Origin of the sequence: Snodgrassella sp. (assembly GCF_024103505.1) — a bacterium.
Lineage (GTDB): Bacteria > Pseudomonadota > Gammaproteobacteria > Burkholderiales > Neisseriaceae > Snodgrassella > Snodgrassella communis.
This window is the reverse complement of sequence record NZ_JAGGIJ010000001.1, coordinates 353,226-372,208: the sequence shown is the minus strand read 5'-3', so window position 1 is coordinate 372,208 and position 18,983 is coordinate 353,226. Positions and strand designations below refer to the sequence as shown.

Annotated in this window: 15 protein-coding genes; 4 read left to right on the top strand and 11 right to left on the bottom strand. The window is 42.2% G+C overall.

What is annotated here, in order from left to right; genetic code table 11:
• Positions 1–903: 903 nt before the first annotated feature.
• Positions 904–2,112 (top strand): hypothetical protein, encoded by a 1,209-nt coding sequence (locus J6578_RS01680; RefSeq protein WP_093093541.1) that lies wholly within the window; start codon positions 904–906, stop codon positions 2,110–2,112.
• A 401-nt stretch (positions 2,113–2,513) separates the two neighbouring features.
• On the opposite strand, the gene xerD is transcribed toward J6578_RS01680, so the two are convergent.
• The 8 genes from xerD to rph form a co-directional block, all read right to left on the bottom strand.
• Positions 2,514–3,413 carry a site-specific tyrosine recombinase XerD gene (gene xerD, locus J6578_RS01675; protein WP_037490478.1) on the bottom strand — a complete coding sequence of 300 codons (900 nt, stop codon included), beginning with the start codon at positions 3,411–3,413 and terminating at the stop codon, positions 2,514–2,516.
• Positions 3,407–3,865, bottom strand: a complete 459-nt coding sequence (locus J6578_RS01670; protein ID WP_100139069.1) for a methylated-DNA--[protein]-cysteine S-methyltransferase — start codon at positions 3,863–3,865, stop codon at positions 3,407–3,409. The genes xerD and J6578_RS01670 overlap by 7 nt, the downstream gene beginning before the upstream one ends.
• The gene (locus J6578_RS01665) at positions 3,858–4,304 is read right to left on the bottom strand and encodes a peroxiredoxin (protein WP_093093535.1); all 447 of its coding nucleotides are present in this window, start codon (positions 4,302–4,304) and stop codon (positions 3,858–3,860) included. The genes J6578_RS01670 and J6578_RS01665 overlap by 8 nt, the downstream gene beginning before the upstream one ends.
• Before the next feature lie 34 nt (positions 4,305–4,338).
• Complete coding sequence (locus tag J6578_RS01660; protein ID WP_093093533.1) at positions 4,339–4,722, bottom strand: cupin domain-containing protein; 384 nt, start codon at positions 4,720–4,722, stop codon at positions 4,339–4,341.
• Positions 4,723–4,793: 71 nt separating this feature from the next.
• Positions 4,794–6,032 carry an MFS transporter gene (locus J6578_RS01655; protein ID WP_037405858.1) on the bottom strand — a complete coding sequence of 413 codons (1,239 nt, stop codon included), beginning with the start codon at positions 6,030–6,032 and terminating at the stop codon, positions 4,794–4,796.
• An 8-nt stretch (positions 6,033–6,040) separates the two neighbouring features.
• Positions 6,041–6,973: a tRNA 2-thiocytidine(32) synthetase TtcA gene (gene ttcA, locus J6578_RS01650; protein ID WP_287953753.1), complete on the bottom strand. Its 933-nt coding sequence runs from the start codon at positions 6,971–6,973 to the stop codon at positions 6,041–6,043.
• A gap of 108 nt (positions 6,974–7,081) precedes the next feature.
• Complete coding sequence (locus J6578_RS01645; RefSeq protein WP_100150831.1) at positions 7,082–8,323, bottom strand: aspartate kinase; 1,242 nt, start codon at positions 8,321–8,323, stop codon at positions 7,082–7,084.
• Positions 8,324–8,528: 205 nt separating this feature from the next.
• Positions 8,529–9,266: a ribonuclease PH gene (rph, locus tag J6578_RS01640; protein WP_287953752.1), complete on the bottom strand. Its 738-nt coding sequence runs from the start codon at positions 9,264–9,266 to the stop codon at positions 8,529–8,531.
• A gap of 161 nt (positions 9,267–9,427) precedes the next feature.
• On the opposite strand from rph, the gene J6578_RS01635 reads away from it, so the two are divergent.
• Positions 9,428–10,300, top strand: a complete 873-nt coding sequence (locus J6578_RS01635; protein WP_037405851.1) for a YicC/YloC family endoribonuclease — start codon at positions 9,428–9,430, stop codon at positions 10,298–10,300.
• 100 nt (positions 10,301–10,400) lie between these two features.
• On the opposite strand, the gene dapC is transcribed toward J6578_RS01635, so the two are convergent.
• Both dapC and J6578_RS01625 read right to left on the bottom strand, forming a co-directional pair.
• The gene (gene dapC / locus J6578_RS01630; RefSeq protein ID WP_239427819.1) at positions 10,401–11,588 is read right to left on the bottom strand and encodes a succinyldiaminopimelate transaminase; all 1,188 of its coding nucleotides are present in this window, start codon (positions 11,586–11,588) and stop codon (positions 10,401–10,403) included.
• A 178-nt stretch (positions 11,589–11,766) separates the two neighbouring features.
• Positions 11,767–12,936: an NAD(P)H-dependent flavin oxidoreductase gene (locus J6578_RS01625; RefSeq protein ID WP_287953751.1), complete on the bottom strand. Its 1,170-nt coding sequence runs from the start codon at positions 12,934–12,936 to the stop codon at positions 11,767–11,769.
• Positions 12,937–13,283: 347 nt separating this feature from the next.
• Here J6578_RS01625 and J6578_RS01620 point away from each other — a divergent pair, with 347 nt between their 5' ends.
• Both J6578_RS01620 and J6578_RS01615 read left to right on the top strand, forming a co-directional pair.
• Positions 13,284–13,811 carry a C40 family peptidase gene (locus tag J6578_RS01620; protein ID WP_287953750.1) on the top strand — a complete coding sequence of 176 codons (528 nt, stop codon included), beginning with the start codon at positions 13,284–13,286 and terminating at the stop codon, positions 13,809–13,811.
• Between the two features lie 58 nt (positions 13,812–13,869).
• Positions 13,870–15,075 (top strand): acetate kinase, encoded by a 1,206-nt coding sequence (locus J6578_RS01615; RefSeq protein WP_287953749.1) that lies wholly within the window; start codon positions 13,870–13,872, stop codon positions 15,073–15,075.
• Positions 15,076–15,324: 249 nt separating this feature from the next.
• Here the strand turns inward: J6578_RS01615 and J6578_RS01610 are convergent.
• The coding region (locus J6578_RS01610; protein ID WP_502957983.1) for a calcium-binding protein at positions 15,325–18,983 on the bottom strand (3,659 nt) is incomplete at its 5' end.

Below are 18,983 nucleotides of genomic sequence, written 5' to 3'. Positions count from 1 at the left end.
TTTAAAAATTATGATGATAAGGTAAAGTAGAAGATATGGGTAGTTAAATGTTACCTAGCTTTGATTTTAGTATATTTTATTGTTGTGATGCTGTTATTTATGTTTATGCTTAATGAATATCTATTGTTGATGTTGAGTAGACGGTAATACGGGATGCAAATATGCTTGGTTCTTCGGTTCCGCTTCTTTTAATTTTGCAAGGTTGTTTAAATACTGCTGCAATTTATTTATAAGGCAATTCCCGAGCAAAATTTGTTGTCTGTGGGGGATAAAACAAAGCTATATCAGCTGTTGAGGTAGGTGTAATAGTTAGTTATTTGATTCCAAATGAATTAGATCCGGGTAAGTTATCTTGAGGGTACTTTAACTCTTACTGGGTAGCAGTTTTTATATGTAAATAAAGTATGATTATTAGGTAAAACACTGGTGCTGATATGTGGTTTCTACGTTTTGCGCTTGGTGATGCTAATCAGTTTTGATGGATTTATATGCCAAAAAGAGGTTTTATTTGTTTGATAATATGGTTAAGTTTTTTAGAAATGCAAATTTTAGGGTAATGTTTGAATTCTGTAATGGGATTCTAGGTTGTTATGAATGATGTCATACTGGTAATAATCTAAATTTTAAGATTAGGCTTAAGTTTGTGTTAGTTACAGGTTTCTCTTATTAATAAGCACTTTTGGTGGAGGAAATAACAATTTTTTTACAATGAGTTATTTTCGATTGTATAAAATACCTAAAATTATTTCATTGAAATTTAAATACTATTTAAATGGTGTTGTAATAATCGCAGTTGATATTAAATAAAATGCACAATATGCTGGTTATTTGTTGTAGAATCATTTACAATTATTAACTTATTTAAATTAATCTTAGTATATATCTGATTTTAAAAGGGTTGTTATGCGATTGCAAATTACAAAGTTGATTTTGGCGTTGACTGTTGCGGGACTGGTATCGGCATGTGGGAATAAGACAGAAGAAGCTCCTGATAAGATGGTGCGTGCTGGTATGCAACGCATGATGAAAGAGGATAATCAGTTCAATTTTACCAGTACTCTTAAATTGGAATTAGGAGATCAGGCAGGTATAAATACTGCGGATAAGGGTTCTGAAGTGTCTGATGTGATTGTACAGCAGGCAAGTGGTGCTTCCGCGGAGCTTTTATCAAGTGACGATCAAGACGAGCAAAAACTGGCAGAAGAACTATCTGTTTATGAAAAACGGCAAATGGAATCTGTTAACAAGATGGTGAGACTGATTAGCAAATCAGTGTCGATTCCGGTTACAGGTGCGGTGGATTTTAAAAAGGGTCTCGTGGAAGTTATTCCAGAATTTCGTTATGAGAACAAAAATGCACTGATTTCTTATAAATTTCCTCTCTATTTAGACTTTAATAATTTATCTATGTATGTGGATGCTTCTGCATTCACTAATATATCAGATATGATGAATGGGGAAAATAATCCTCAGTGGGTAATAGGTGACCGATATGTGCAACTGGCTTTGCCGCAGGACAGAGTACAGCATTTACCTGTTGCTGACTTGTTAAAGAGTCTACCTAAGGCTATTGATGATGGTTATACTGCTATTGAGTCCAGCGCATTTAGCAAGGTGGATGTGGACGAATTTGGCAAAAGTCTGGAAGCAAAATCTCAGGTTAGAATTAATTCAACTTATGCAATGAGTATGAAATATGATGTTGCTATGTTGCAAAGTGTTTCTCAGGCTTTGAAGCAGGCTGCTGCCAAGGCTGGTTCGGATAGTAAGTATCAGCCACAGGATTATGCAGTTCTACAAAATATTGTTGACGGTTTGGTATCAGTCTATTCAGGTGATGTTGAAACAGCGAATACGCCTTTCGGTTATTATATGGCACAAATGAAGAATAAATCGATACCAATTATCTATAATTTCTATTTTGATTCTAAAGGCCGAGTGATAGGTATGCGTTCTCAGACGGCGTTACCGCTGGATGAAATGAAAGAACTGAAAGGACCGATAAATATTGATTATAAAATTCAGTATGAATACACAGGAAGTCCAAAATTTACTATGCAACCTACGCCGCAGAATTCAGTTAATATTGGTTCTCGTTTAGGTCTGTACTGATAATCAAATAAAATTATTTTTTGATTTGAATAACTTTTGGCCAGTATGCTTTGCATTACTGGCTTTTTTATATTTTGCTTTCGTTTGTTTTTTATGCTTAGTCTGAATATTGTAATTGGGATGACTAGATGAGAAATTTTGGTATGTTGTTGCTGTTGTTTTGTTAAATTGTTTAATATTAATAATAAGTTGATGTTGATAAGCTGATAATTGAATTTATTAAGCTAGATATAATCTAAGTAAACTTTTATTGCAGAATGGTGGCTGTCAGCTATGTGATTACTGAGGTCAAGGTATTATGTCTATGAGCGCCTATTGTGGATGTATTTTGTTTCAGTAGGATGATCGCTTAATTATTATTGTGATACGTTTGTTTATTGTGCGTTGTGTTTTGATATGGTTTATCCGCGCGGATGATGCTGCTGTACTAGTTGTTTCAAACGCTCATTGGCTACATGGGTATAGATCTGGGTAGTTCCTATATCGGCATGTCCCAGTAATAGCTGCACTACCCGTAAATCAGCACCATGGTTAACGAGATGGGTGGCAAATGCATGGCGCAAACCGTGGGGGCTGAGATGATGAATACCTGCTGCACTGGCATATTTGGTGACGATCATCCATGCCAGCTGGCGTGTAATGGCGGTTTTTTTCTGGCTGACAAATACTGCATCACACGCTCTGCCTTTAAGTAAAGCAGGGCGGGCATGAGTAAAGTAATTTTGTAGCCAGTCTGTGGCTTCTTCTCCCATTGGTACCATACGCTGCTTGTTTCCTTTACCGATGGTACTAAGTACGCCATTATGTAAATCAATTTCGTTAATGTGTAAGTTAACCGCTTCACTGACGCGTAAGCCGGTAGCGTACATTAGTTCCAGTAGGGCTTTATCGCGCAGACCATGTGCTGTATCGGTGTCTGGGGCAGTCAGAAGGGCGTCTATTTGGCTTTCGGAAATGATATCGGGCAGATGCTGGCCTTTTTTGGGCATTTGTAGCTGCTCGGTAGGTAAATCCTGACGCCGGTTGTATTCCTGCATCCAGCTAAATAAACGTTTACATGCGGATAGAGCTCGTGCCTGTGATGATGGTTTTTCACTATCGATAAATACCGCAGCAGCCAGTGATAAGGAATCTACGTTGAACCAGTTCAGTTGCTGAAGTTGTAAACGGTGGGCAATTTTGCTCAGGTCGCGCCGGTAACCCTCCAGTGTGTTGAATGCCAGTTGTTCACTTAGCCATAGGTGCTCAAGCAGTGATTCAATTGGTTCGAGCAGTTCTGCTGGTAATGGTTCGTTTACCATGTTGCTCCCTCATGGGTAAGTAGCCAGCGTTTGATATTGAGTTCGAAAGGATTATTACTCAGGCTGAAACCACCCAGACCATTGGCGGATACTATTCGATGGCAGGGAATAACGATTGGCAGGGGATTTTTGCCACAGGCCTGTCCAACTGCTCTGGCAGCACTTCCCAGTATGCGGGCAATATCGCCGTAGGTGGCTACCTGTCCGTAGGGAATATTGGCAATTGCCTGCCACACTCGTTGCTGGAATTCTGTACCAGCAGATGAGGGGGGATAGTTAAATGTTTGCAGCTTGCCAGAGAAATAGGCATCAAGCTGTTGAGCCCAATATCCTGTCAGTCTGGGTAAGGTTGGCGACGTGGCTGTTTGCCAGTGGATTGCCTGTAGTTGTTGCTGCTGGCTAAAATCTAGAATTAATGGACAGCAGGGCGCAGGGTAGGAATAGCTAGGCATGCTGTTGCAGGGTATCTAAAACGGTCTGGGCGTGTCCGGCGGCTTTAACTTTGCGCCATTCATGGATAATATTGCCATCCTGATTCAGGATAAATGTGCTTCTTTCAATACCGAATACTTTTTTGCCATACATGTTTTTTTCTTTGAGGACGTCAAACTGGTGGCACACTGTTTCTTCACAGTCTGACAACAGGGTAATGTTGAGTCCGTATTTGCAGATGAAATTATGATGGCTTTTTTCTGTATCTCGAGAAATGCCGATAACGTGATAACCCATTTGGGTAAATTGTGGCAGTAGTGCACTGAACTCCTGTGCCTCAGTCGTGCAACCGGGAGTATTGTCTTTCGGATAAAAATAAACCACAGCTGGCAGGTGTTCGGCGATGTTGAAGTTGCCACCTTCAGCATTGGGCAGGCTGAACAGCATGGATTTTGACATTGTATATTTTCCTTTGTAAATTTTGTTGATTCGGTTAGTTGCGGACAAAGGCGGTAATCAGAGGATCGTTGCCAATTAGGCGACTACAGTGTCCGTGAATGTGCGGATCAAAGGTAGTGCCGGCGGGTAAGGTATCAGCAGAATAAAAATGCTCACCTGGGCCAAAACGGCGGGTGCTTCCATCTCGCAGGCCGATTTCCATGATTCCCTGTAGTACAAACAGCCATTGTGGCTTGTCGGTACAGTGGAAATCGCTTGTAAATCCAACTGGGCTGTGACGTAATTGTAAACTTTGTGCATTTAACCACGGTGATAATTGGCTTTTTTCATTGCCGTGGTTTAATTCGATTTTTTCTTCTTTGAAGCGGGCATAGCCATCGCTATCGGTATATAAAATAACTTTGGTAAATGTTGTCATGGTTTTGCCTGATGTGTTGATGGTAATAATCAGTACAGGGTATAGTAACTCTGTACTGATGAGTTAATTAATTAGCCGATTACGCCAAGGTTGTCATCTTTGGATGGGGTGGTGTTATGTCTGGGTAGTAGCCATAAGGTTGCAATGATGTCTAACAGGTAGATAGATGCCAGCAGACACAAGGCTGCATAGAATGACCATTCTTTGACAAAAAAACCGATAACCAGTGGCCCGAAACCGCCTACTCCACGACCGAGATTGAATAGTACATTCTGTGCAGTGGCGCGGACATGTGGTGGAAAGTTATCAGATATCAGTGCACCATAGCCGCCAATCATGCCGTTGACAAATAGACCCATAATGGCACCACAGATAAGTAATGCGGTAGGGTTCTGTAACTGGGCATATTGTGCCACCATGATAAAGGAACCAATCTGGTAAATCAGGAAGATTTTCCAGCGGGCAAAGTGGTCGGCCAGAAAACCGAACAGCCAGATACCGATAATCATGCCAATTACGGTGACTGCTGTCCAGTTACCGGAAGCGGTAAGACTAAAGCCCAGTTTACTGGCCAGATAGCTGGGCATCCAGATCATTAATCCATAGTAACCAAAGTTTTGTACTGCGCACAGGATAAAAATACCCAGACTGGTTTTGGCTGTTTGCCAGTCTTTAACCAGTAAGCCCAATCGTGCTGTAAATGACAGTTCGCCTTTGGCTTTGTGTTCGCGGGTAAACTGTTCTGGTTCGCTGGTATCATGACGAATAAAATAAGACGCGACAGCAGGAAATAATCCCACGAGAAACATGCCACGCCAGCCGATAATATTGAGCAGAAATGGGGTGATAAATGCAGCAGCAAGTACGCCTAATTGCCAGCCAATGCCGACATAAGCCGAGGCACGGTTGCGTTTTGCAGCAGGCCATACTTCAGCAATCATGGCCATGCCGATGCCAAATTCACCGCCCAATCCCATACCAGCAAGTGCACGGTAAATTAGCAGGTCGTAATAACCCTGTGCAATAGCACACAAGCCGGTAAATACGGCAAACATAAGAATGGTGAGCGATAACATACGTACCCGCCCGAAGCGGTCGCTCAGGTGGCCAAATACGATGCCACCGATAACGGAACCGATAAGGGTCCATGTTACCAGTGAACCGGCCTGTGAGGTATTCAGTCCAAGGTCGTTGCTGATGGCACTGAGCATAAAGCCGAGTATCAGTAGGTCAAAACCATCCATTGCGTAGCCACTGATTGCGGCTACCATGGCTTTTGCGGGCGTTAATTTTTTTCTTGCTTCATTCATAGGTTGGCTTAATGACGGGAATCTAAGATGTTAATAATGGGTTTGTCTGTTTGTACAGGCTGTTTGATTTCACTGGTCTGTACCAGTGTTGCTGTGGAGGGAAAATTTTCGCGGTCAAAGGCAATATCGCCACCGTGTGGCAATTTTTGCCCTTGTTGCAGGCTGGTGAAGTTAAATAATCTGTAGTCCGCCAAATGGGAGGGTACAACGTTTTGCAGGGCTGAAAACATGGATTCAATGCGCCCCGGAAACTGTTTATCCCATTGTTGCAGCATGTCCTTGATTACTTGTCGTTGCAAGTTGGGCTGTGAACCACACAAATTGCATGGAATAATTGGAAATTCCTGCATTTGTGCATAGCGAATCAGGTCTTTTTCCTTAACATAGGCTAATGGTCTGATAATGATGTGTTCACCATTGTCAGATAACAGTTTTGGCGGCATCGCTTTGAGCTTTCCTCCGTAGAACATATTCAGAAACAGAGTTTCCAGAATATCATCGCGATGGTGACCCAAAGCTATTTTGGTGCAGCCATTTTCTTTGGCTACGCGATACAGGATGCCACGGCGCAAGCGGCTGCACAGGCCACAGGTGGTTTTACCTTCATTTATAACACGTTTGACTACGCTATAGGTATCTTCTTCGATGATTTGAAAAGGTACGCCCAGACTATGTAGATAGTCAGGCAATATATGAGCCGGAAAGCCGGGTTGTTTCTGATCAAGATTAACGGCCAGAATTTCGAATTGTACCGGAGCGGATTTCTGTAGCCTCAGCATAATATCCAGTAATGCATAGCTATCTTTGCCGCCAGAGAGACAAACCATGATTTTGTCGCCCTCGGTAATCATCTGGAAGTCGTTAATTGCAGCACCAACCTGATGACGGAGTCGTTTGATCAGCTTGTTGTTTTCGTATTCGCGTTTGGGTGTATGAGACATGAATGCAGCACTAATTAAGCAAATAGCTGCCATTGTACAATAATTAAAGGTCGGCTGATGAGACTCAGCCGACCTGTATTAAACTTTACAAGAATTAGAAAGGGATTCTTAGCTTCTTTTCTCTGGTTCTTTATCCAGCTCGAATATTTGGTGGAGTACTCGGGTAGCCAGCTCCAAATATTTTTCATCAATTAATACGGAAACTTTGATTTCGGAAGTTGAAATCATTTGGATATTGATATTTTCTTTAGCCAGTGTGCGGAACATAGTAGAAGCTATGCCCACGTGGGAACGCATACCCATGCCAACTATAGATACTTTACACACGGTGTCATCGCCACAAATTTCATGTGCGCCGATTTTTTCCTGAGCTTTGTGCAGAATATCCAATGTATTTTGATAATCGCTACGTGGTACGGTAAAAGAAAAATCAGTGGTACCAGCTGAACCGAAATTCTGAATGATCATGTCTACTTCAATATTGGCATCGGCTACTGCACCGAGTATCAGAGATGCTATTCCCGGTGTATCCGGTACACCACGTACATTAATTCGTGCCTGATTTTTATCAAAAGCAATACCGGATACTGCCGCATGTTCCATCATATTTTGATCCTCTTCAAACGTAATTAATGTGCCTTTACCACTGTTTTCAAGGCTGCTTAAAACGCGCAGTCGCACTTTGTATTTACCGGCAAATTCTACCGAACGGATTTGCAATACCTTACTGCCTAAGCTGGCCAGCTCGAGCATTTCTTCGAATGAAATGGTGCTAAGGCGCCGCGCTTCAGGTACAACACGCGGATCAGTAGTATAAACGCCATCTACATCAGTATAAATCTGGCACTCATCGGCTTTCAGTGCCGCTGCCAGAGCAACTGCTGATGTGTCTGAACCGCCTCGGCCGAGAGTTGTAATATCATTATTGGCATTGATGCCCTGAAAACCGGCAATGATGACTACTTTGCCTGCATCCAGATCAGTGCGGATACGTATTTCATCAATTTTATCAATCCGTGCTTTGGTATGGGCGCAATCGGTTTTAATTGCTACCTGCCAGCCGGTATAACTTTTGGCGTCTACGCCAATGCTATGCAGTGCCATGGCCAGCAGGCCGATTGTAACCTGTTCGCCGGTTGATAACACAACATCCATTTCACGAGGACTGGGCTTTTCCTGAATTTCATGCGCCAGTGCGACCAGCCGGTTGGTTTCCCCACTCATGGCAGATACAACTACGACAACATCGTCACCGTTGGCTTTTGCCTGTGCTACCCGACGTGCTACATTTTTTATACGCTCTACCGTTCCTACTGAGGTACCGCCGTATTTCTGTACGATCAACGCCATAATACTGCTTGCTTTCTGAGTTATTTTAATGTCAAAAAAGGAGAGACTGTGTTAACACTGCCTGCTTAATTATCCTGTCAGGACATTCTTTTTAGCATTTTTATCATGCAAAAACAAGCTGCTGAATTAGTATTTTGTCAGATTCAAGTAGCTTGTTTTCAATAATCTCGAAGTTCAGAACAATAGGTAATTGTATTTATATGTATTAATTGCTCGCTAGTGCTTGTTGCTGAACAGCAAGAATCTGCTCAATTCCTTTTTGTGCCAGACTGATTAATTCATTTAATTGCTGGATACTGAATGTAGCACCTTCAGCAGTACCCTGAATTTCAATCAGTTGCTGTGAAGCAGTCATGACTACGTTGATATCGGCATCACAGGCTGAATCTTCTGGATAATCGAGATCAAGTAGCAGTCTGCCATTAAGTATGCCAACTGAAATAGCAGCCACGGCTTCACGTATCGGATTTTCACTGATTACGCCACGGGCAAGCAGTTGGTTAACAGCCAGTGACAGGGCAACAAAGGCTCCGCTGATGCTGGCTGTACGTGTACCACCATCAGCCTGAATGACATCGCAATCAATCAGTATCTGGCGACTGCCCAGCTTTTCCATATCCACAACTGCGCGTAAGGAACGACCTATCAGGCGCTGAATTTCCTGCGTGCGACCAGTTTGTTTTCCGGCTGCGGCTTCGCGGCGCATACGTCCGTTGGCTGAAGCTGGCAGCATTCCGTATTCTGCAGTCACCCAGCCACGCCCTTGATTTTTGAGAAAAGCCGGAACATTTTCGTCGATGGTGGCAGTGCAAATTACTTTAGTCTGACCACAACAAATCAGTACGGAACCATCTGCATGTGCCAGAACGTTAGGGGTAATACTAAGCTCACGTGGTTCATTATCAGCACGATCAGTGCGATCAGGTATAGGTATATTTTTCATACAGGCAGCTTTAATTAAGTAATGAATAAAGAATTATATAGCTAGTGTACTGCTATTCATACCAATTAAGCCTTTTGTAGATGAAGAGGTTTTGGTTATACTTGATTTAATTGCCAGTTTGAATGTAACCAGGCAGTAAAAAACAATTTAAGGAAAATATTATGTTATACAGTATGACTGGCTACGCAAATGCTTCAGGACAGTTTGGCAATCGCCAGATCAATATTGAGCTTAGGGCAGTTAATCATCGCTATCTGGATATTCAGTTTAAAGTTGTTGAAGAATTACGCCGGTTTGAGGGGCAGATGCGCGAATTAATCAATGCGCAAGTAGCAAGGGGCAAACTGGAGTGCCGCGTACAAATTAAGCAGCTACCCAGCCAAAATACCGAGGATTTACCTATTGATCATAAATTGGTAAAGCAATTGGCGGTATTTAATCAACAGATACGTCGTCAGTATAAAGATTTGGGTAAGTTGACGGTTGCAGATATTCTGCATTTTCCCGGCGTAATTGTCGCCACGACGGAAGATGAAGAGGTACTGCTCAATGGCGTGTTGACGTTATTGAAGCAGGTGTTAACCGAATTTAAGACCGCCCGGGCGCGGGAGGGCGAAAAACTCCAGCAGCACCTGCTGAGCCGGCTCGATGATATGAGTGATATTGTGGCTGCGATGCAGCAGCTGTTTCCTCAGCTATTACAGGATTATATGAACAAAGCTGAAACCCGCTTGCGTGAAGCAGTAGCACAGGTAGATGCAGAACGGCTGAAACAGGAATTTGTTTTGTTTATGCAGAAAGCGGATGTTGATGAGGAGCTGAATCGTTTAACTACTCATATTGCTGAGGCACGACGTCTGATAGAGGAACACCGTGGCAGTGTGGGCAAACGTCTGGATTTTCTGATGCAGGAGCTGAACCGAGAAGCCAATACTCTGGGTAGCAAAGCCATTGCTATTGAATGCACTCAGGCTTCTGTTGGTCTTAAAGTGCTGATTGAGCAGATGCGCGAGCAGGTGCAGAATATTGAATAAATTGTAATGAATCTTGGATCAGTTATAACCAGAATTATCTGAGGAGTTAACAGATAATTCTGGTTTTCTGTAGCCTGCCTTACTGTATGAAAAAGCGCTGTTATAAAGATAAATTAATTATGCGTTCGGCCGCTTCTACGCATTCTTCAACACTGGATACTAGCGCAATGCGGACATAACCGGCACCGGCATTGCCGTATGGGGTGTTGCGGGCAAGATATCGTCCCGGTAGTACTCGGATGGCTGCTTTTTGCCATAACTTTTTAGTAAAGGCTAAGTCATCACCATCGGGGACTGATAACCACAGATAGAATGACGCATCTGGTTTCTGTATGGCAAATTTCCGTTGTAATATTGGAATAACTTTCTCGAATTTTTCCCGATAAAGATTACGATTGGCAATAACATGTTCTTCATCGTTCCAGGCTGCAATACTGGCATATTGTACTGGCAGGCTCATGGCACTGCCATGATAGGTACGATAAAGCAGGAAATTGGCCAGAAGTTTACTATCACCTGCGACAAAGCCGGAGCGTAAGCCGGGCGCATTGGAGCGTTTGGATAAACTGGTAAACATAATCAGGCGGTCAAATGTTCGCCCCAGTTGTGTGGCTGCCTGTAATGCGCCTAAAGGTTTGTTGTCATCATCAAAGTAGATTTCTGAATAGCATTCATCCGATGCAATTACAAACCCATATTCATCCTGCAAGGTAAATAATTTCTGCCATTGCTCCAGATTCATTACTGCACCGCTTGGATTACCCGGAGAACATACAAATACCAGCTGTACTTTAGACCATGTATTGCTATCGATTTCCTGCCACTGCGGCATAAAATGCGGTGCCCGGCAATTAACATATTCGACGCGTGCGCCAGCTAGTACTGCTGCGCCTTCATAAATTTGATAAAACGGATTGGGACTGATAACTACTGGCTGAAATTGGCAGCTGGTATCAATAATGGTCTGGGTAAACGCAAACAGAGCTTCACGACTACCTAAAATGGGTAGCACTTCAGTATCTGGATTGACATTTAATCCTGCATACCGGTGTTGCAACCATTGGGCACAGGCCTGACGCAGTTCGGTAATACCAGCTGTAATCGGATAAACAGCAAGCCCATTCAGATGCTGAATCAGGGTATCGGTGAGTATGGTTGGTGTGGGGTGTTTTGGTTCACCAATGTGTAATGAGATTGGTTGCAGATTTGCCGGTGGTTCAAGGCCGTCCATTAATTTACGCAAGCGGGCGAAAGGATAGGGCTGTAATAATTCCAGTTTCGGGTTCATGATGATAAATACAAATAATTGTAAATGCTATGATACTACCATCAATCAAATTATCACGGCAGTAGGTAATGGTTATTTGTAAAGCAATATACGGTTTATTAGCATCCTGAATGATACAAAATAGTGTAACAAATAATAAAAAGCCACATTGCAGTGGCTTGGCATACTGAAAATGGGCTTAAGCAGACTTCTGCTCCGCTTGTTTGTTTCCAGTCAGTAAGTAGTCAATGGTTTCTTTTACCGTGCGCATAGCACTACCGAACGGCAGAGGGTCTTTTCCACGGAAGAATAAGCCTTTATCAGTTTCGCCCCGCCATGCAGCAGCAAGTTTCAGGTCAATACAGAACTGGCCGACTTTCTCCAGCCCGTCACGCAGGCCGCATACTGATAAACAATTAATCCCCTGAGTGCAGCGACGCGGGTCAGCTTTGGCATTGGCCTGTAATATGCTTTCGCGTTTCAGATAACTGTCAAGAAATTTAGTTTTAACCCCACGTGCTGGCAAACCGGCGACAGACATAAATTCCACAATTTGTTCACCCTCTGCACCAGCCAGAGTTTTTTTGAAATTAATATGTGCATCACCTTCCTGAGTAACTGCAAATGCTGTACCAATCTGCACGGCGGCAGCACCCCATTCCTTTAGGGCAGTAGTGATTTTCTGGAAGTTAGCCATGCCGCCAGCCACAATTAATGGAATTTTCTCCCGTTCCAGCTCAAGTTTTTTAAACAGCTCAAAAGTTTCTGTGAGTACACGTTTAAATTCAAAACGTTCATCATTTACGCCGGCAACGGTGGCCGCCCCCAGATGGCCAGCTGCATGAGCAGGATGTTCTATTACAATTGCATCGGGCAGGCGGTTTTTTTTCATCCAGCGTTTCAGTACGATGGCTATCCCTCGCGATTCAGATAAAATTGGCATTAAGGCAACATCAGGAAAATTTTCTGTCATGTCGGGTAAGTCCAAGGGCAAACCTGCACCCATTACAATTGCATGTGCTCCTGATTCACAGGCTTGCCGTACCATGGCCGGATGATCTTTGACTGCTTTCATCACATTAACTGCAATCATGCCATGCCCCTGGGATTGAGTTAATGCAGATTTAATTTCACGATCAAGGGCAATCCGGTTTAAAGTGTCATATTTTTCCTGCGTTGGATTTTCCAGAGATTGCTTCAGTAAATCGGGATGCAGATGACGTAAGTCTACACTGGCAATTGTACCCACGCCATTTTCACGAGCTACTGCACTGGCTAAACTAGACGCAGACACGCCTACGCCCATACCACCCTGAACAATCGGTATCAGGTGATGATTGCGGATAATCAGTGGTGCAAATTGCTGCATATTGCTTCCTGTCTTTGATGTCAATAAGCAGCACACTTTGATAGTGCCACTTAAGTGTCAAGCCTGTAATTACTGCTGCAAGCCATTTAAAATCGTGCCTGATTCAGCTGGCTCTTTATAAATTAGTGTATCTACTCTATTCTTGCTCAAAGCTGCTGTCAAGATAATCAAAGCTACTTAATGACTCTCGATTTGGCTTTGTTGCTGGTTTGTAGGATTTGTACGACAAGGTTAGGTAATGTAAGGATTGGAAGATTAACCTTAGTGCTTAGAGAAATAATTGCCAACCCATGTTATATTCACACAGTGAGCATGAATCAGGTAATCACAACAGGGTAAATAATTAAATGGTTACATGTAATGCGCAGCGACGTGTTGTTCTGGGTGCGCTGGTTTTATTTCTGTCAGCTTGTGGCACGGGTAATCAAAAAAAGGTTCAGTTAGATAAGCAATACCATCTAACTCCAATCAGGATTACCAAAGTTAGTCATCAGCAGGGAAGTCAGGAATTGCTGCTGCAAAGTATGAGTCTGATTGGCAGACCTTACCGTTATGGTGGCAGTACTCGTGATAACGGATTTGATTGCAGCGGTATGGTACAATATGTTTATCAGCAGGCATTACAGGTTAACCTTCCTCGTACCGCACGTGATATAGCTGCTGTTTCCACCCCAATCCGCATGCGTGACTTGCAGGTTGGGGATTTGGTATTTTTCAACACCTCGGGACAGATCTATTCACATATAGGGTTGTATATAGGTAACGGTGAATTTATCCATGCTCCTTCTAGTAATGGTGTGATTCGTACAGCCAGACTGGATCAACCCTATTTTAGCCAGCGTTTTACAGGTGCACGAACGCTGTTTGCCCGCTAATTAAAAGAATTAACCATTCTTTTTTATGACTAAGTAATCGCAAAAACAGGACAACAACATGAGTGAGCAAGATTTAGTATTGGTACTTAATTGTGGCAGTTCTTCCGTAAAGGCTGCAGTAATGGATGTAGCCAAAAAAGAAGTTTTAATGAGCTGTCTGGCTGAAAAAGTAGGCAATACTGATGCTTTCATTACCTTTAAGATAAATGGTGAAAAACATAAACATACTTTAACTGACGGTCATGATCATGTTGCAGCCGTAATGGCCTTACTGGGACAGTTAAAAGAGCTGGGTTTATATGATCGAGTAAAAGCCATTGGTCATCGCGTAGTACATGGTGGTGAGCGTTTTACCCAGTCTACTGTAATTACACCTGAAGTAATGCGTGACATTGAGGCATGCATTGTATTGGCACCGCTGCATAACCCAGCTCATATTCTGGGCATCCGAGCTGCACAACAGGCATTCCCTGAATTGCCACAGGTAGCCGTGTTTGATACCGCTTTCCATCAAACCATGCCTCCACATGCTTATCAATATGCCATTCCGTCAGCTTTGTATACCCGCTATGGTGTACGCCGCTATGGTGCGCATGGCACCAGCTATCGCTTTGTAGCACAGGAAACCGCGGCATTTTTGCAGCGCGATATTAATGATATGAGCATGGTTATTGCTCATTTGGGTAATGGCGCATCCATCACTGCTGTTAAAAATGGCTGCTCACAGGATACCAGTATGGGGCTGACGCCTCTGGAAGGTCTGGTAATGGGTACGCGCTGTGGTGACATCGATCCAAGTATTTTCTCTTTCCTTGCTTCGAATGCCAAAATGAGCATTGAACAGATTACTGAAATGCTGAATAAAGAAAGCGGATTGTTAGGGCTGTCTGATCTTTCCAACGACTGCCGTACGCTGGAAGAGGCTGCCGCCAATGGGCATAAAGGTGCAATACTTGCTCTGGAGGTATTCGCTTACCGTTTGGCTAAATACGTAGGTGGCATGATGGTTGCCTGTGGTAGTCTGGATGCGCTGGTGTTCACCGGCGGTATCGGTGAAAACTCTACAATGCTACGTGAAAAAGTTGTGAATTACCTGAATGTATTTGGCATGATTATTGACCACGATGCCAACAAAGTAGCCTGCTTCGGCACGCCGGGTGTGATTAGCACCAAAGACAGTAAAGCTGCTGTTATGGTTATTCCAACCAATGAAGAGCTGATGATTGCACAGGATACTGCTCAGTTAACTGGTATGCAGCTGTAACAAACCGGATATCGAAACACAGATATTAAAACTGTGTACGTTTCTAAAACTGACTTTGTATCATTACAAAGTCAGTTTTTTATATCTTTCAATGCTTTTGATGGTTTTAATTTCAAGTAATAGCTTTATAACGCCAGTAAAATATATTGAACCCAGTATTAATTAATCATAAAAAAAGGAATCCACAAAATGGATTCCTTTTTAAGTAGAAGTAATATTTGATTTACTAAGTTACAAATTGACTTCACATTATGTAATGATAATCTTGCGCAACTGAGCCAGAGTAACGGTTTTATCTTTAAAAACGAAGTTTTCTATTGTATAGGTATTATTTTGGAAGAAAAATCTCACCGTAACAGAATCATTATCGTTATAGCCATAAATGATTAAATCATTGTTGTTCCTGCGGAATTTAACTTCTTCGAAATCAACATCGGTAAACTGGATGGTATCTTCACCCTGACAATCATAAATGATATCCTGTCCATGTCCTTTGGCAAAAATATAGGTATCATTACCCTGACCACCTTCCAGATAATCATTGCCGGTGCCACCAATCAGAGTATCATGTCCATTATTACCAAAAAGTTCATCATTACCGGCACCGCCATCCAGAACGTCATTGTATCCTCCTGTAATAATTTTGTCGTTACCATCTCCGCCATAAACAAAAGCGCGGCCATTAGTTAGGGAAATGGAGTCGTTGCCACTGGTACCATATAGCTGCATACCATCCTTACGCAACTGAGCCAGAGTAACGGTTTTATCTTTAAAAACGAAGTTTTCTATTGTATAGGTATTATTTTGGAAGAAAAATCTCACCGTAACAGAATCATTATCGTTATAGCCATAAATGATTAAATCATTGTTGTTCCTGCGGAATTTAACTTCTTCGAAATCAACATCGGTAAACTGGATGGTATCTTCACCCTGACAATCATAAATGATATCCTGTCCATGTCCTTTGGCAAAAATATAGGTATCATTACCCTGACCACCTTCCAGATAATCATTGCCGGTGCCACCAATCAGAGTATCATGTCCATTATTACCAAAAAGTTCATCATTACCGGCACCGCCATCCAGAACGTCATTGTATCCTCCTGTAATAATTTTGTCGTTACCATCTCCGCCATAAACAAAAGCGCGGCCATTAGTTAGGGAAATGGAGTCGTTGCCACTGGTACCATATAGCTGCATACCATCCTTACGCAACTGAGCCAGAGTAACGGTTTTATCTTTAAAAACGAAGTTTTCTATTGTATAGGTATTATTTTGGAAGAAAAATCTCACCGTAACAGAATCATTATCGTTATAGCCATAAATGATTAAATCATTGTTGTTCCTGCGGAATTTAACTTCTTCGAAATCAACATCGGTAAACTGGATGGTATCTTCACCCTGACAATCATAAATGATATCCTGTCCATGTCCTTTGGCAAAAATATAGGTATCATTACCCTGACCACCTTCCAGATAATCATTGCCGGTGCCACCAATCAGAGTATCATGTCCATTATTACCAAAAAGTTCATCATTACCGGCACCGCCATCCAGAACGTCATTGTATCCTCCTGTAATAATTTTGTCGTTACCATCTCCGCCATAAACAAAAGCGCGGCCATTAGTTAGGGAAATGGAGTCGTTGCCACTGGTACCATATAGCTGCATACCATCCTTACGCAACTGAGCCAGAGTAACGGTTTTATCTTTAAAAACGAAGTTTTCTATTGTATAGGTATTATTTTGGAAGAAAAATCTCACCGTAACAGAATCATTATCGTTATAGCCATAAATGATTAAATCATTGTTGTTCCTGCGGAATTTAACTTCTTCGAAATCAACATCGGTAAACTGGATGGTATCTTCACCCTGACAATCATAAATGATATCCTGTCCATGTCCTTTGGCAAAAATATAGGTATCATTACCCTGACCACCTTCCAGATAATCATTGCCGGTGCCACCAATCAGAGTATCATGTCCATTATTACCAAAAAGTTCATCATTACCGGCACCGCCATCCAGAACGTCATTGTATCCTCCTGTAATAATTTTGTCGTTACCATCTCCGCCATAAACAAAAGCGCGGCCATTAGTTAGGGAAATGGAGTCGTTGCCACTGGTACCATATAGCTGCATACCATCCTTACGCAACTGAGCCAGAGTAACGGTTTTATCTTTAAAAACGAAGTTTTCTATTGTATAGGTATTATTTTGGAAGAAAAATCTCACCGTAACAGAATCATTATCGTTATAGCCATAAATGATTAAATCATTGTTGTTCCTGCGGAATTTAACTTCTTCGAAATCAACATCGGTAAACTGGATGGTATCTTCACCCTGACAATCATAAATGATATCCTGTCCATGTCCTTTGGCAAAAATATAGGTATCATTACCCTGACCACCTTCCAGATAATCATTGCCGGTGCCACCAATGAGAGTATCATGTCCATCATTGCCAAAAAGTTCGTCATTGCCATCATCACCATTTAGTATGTCATTACCATCTCCACCAGATAAAATGTCATTTCCTTTACCTCCATTAATAAGATCGTTTCCCCAATGGCCAGTAATTTTATTATCGTTATCATCACCGTTCAGTGTAACTGTAATTTTGCTATTTATATCCTGTGCTCCAATAGTTTGGTCTTCAAAAATAAAATTGAATGCACGGCTGTAACCATTATTAAAATAGCCAGACAAAGTCACAGAATCTGAGTTGCTATAAGCTTTAATAACTAAATTGTTGCCAGAACGATGGAAGAGAGCATCAGTAAAATTGGCACCTTTGAAAATAATATCATTGCGCTGATTCTGATAGCCTGCGTCTCCTTGATCATAGATCACATCCTGTCCATGGCCTGCTGCAAATTCGTAGCGGTCTTTCTCCCAGTCACCGCCCTTGAGAGTATCATTACCGGTACCGCCAATCAAAACATCGTAGCCGGCACCACCAATCAGGGTATCATTACCGGTTCCACCATTAAGGATATCGTCACCATTACCACCATCTAGAAAATCATCCCCGTTACCGCCACTTAAATAGTCATTGCCATTTTCTCCATACAGTTCATCATTACCAGCGCCTCCAAAGAGATTGTCTATGCCATCTCCTCCATATAGTTTGTCATTACCTGGTCCCCCAGCAATAATATCGTGAGAATTCCAGCCTCTCAGTACATCATCTCCTGATGTGCCACCTAAAGTAAAGGACATCGCTGCAATATCATCAACATTTAATGTTTTATCGTCAAAAATAAAGTTAAATGCTCTGCTGAACTCATTTTTGTAGTTGAAGTAATCAGGCAGGGTAACAGAATCATCTTCACCATAAGCGTAAATAACTAGATCAGTACCGGAACGGGTAAACTGAGCATCAGCCAGATTAGCACCTTTAAAGACAACATCATTGTAATGATTCGTATAGCCGGGATATTCTTTATCGTAAATCACATCTTGTCCATGCCCTGCTTCAAACTCATAGCGATCTTTGTGCCAGTCACCACCTTTGAGGGTATCATTACCGGTACCGCCAATTAAGATATCGTAGCCGTTTCCGCCATTTAAGGTATCGTTACCGGCACCACCATTAAGAATATCATTGCCATCTTCACCATTGAGAATATCATCGCCATCATCGCCATTGAGAATGTCATCACCATCGCCACCTGATAAGGTGTCATTACCGGCTCCACCACTTAAAATATCTTTACTATGCCAGCCGACGATAACGTTATCATCATCATCCCCGGTGATGGTAAAGGTGTAGTTACTCTTGATTTCTTCAAGGCTAATGGTTTGGTCATCAAATACAAAATTAAATGCTCTGCTATAAGAATTGTTGAAATAATCAGGCAGGGTAACAGAATCATCTTCACCATAAGCGTAAATAACTAGATCAG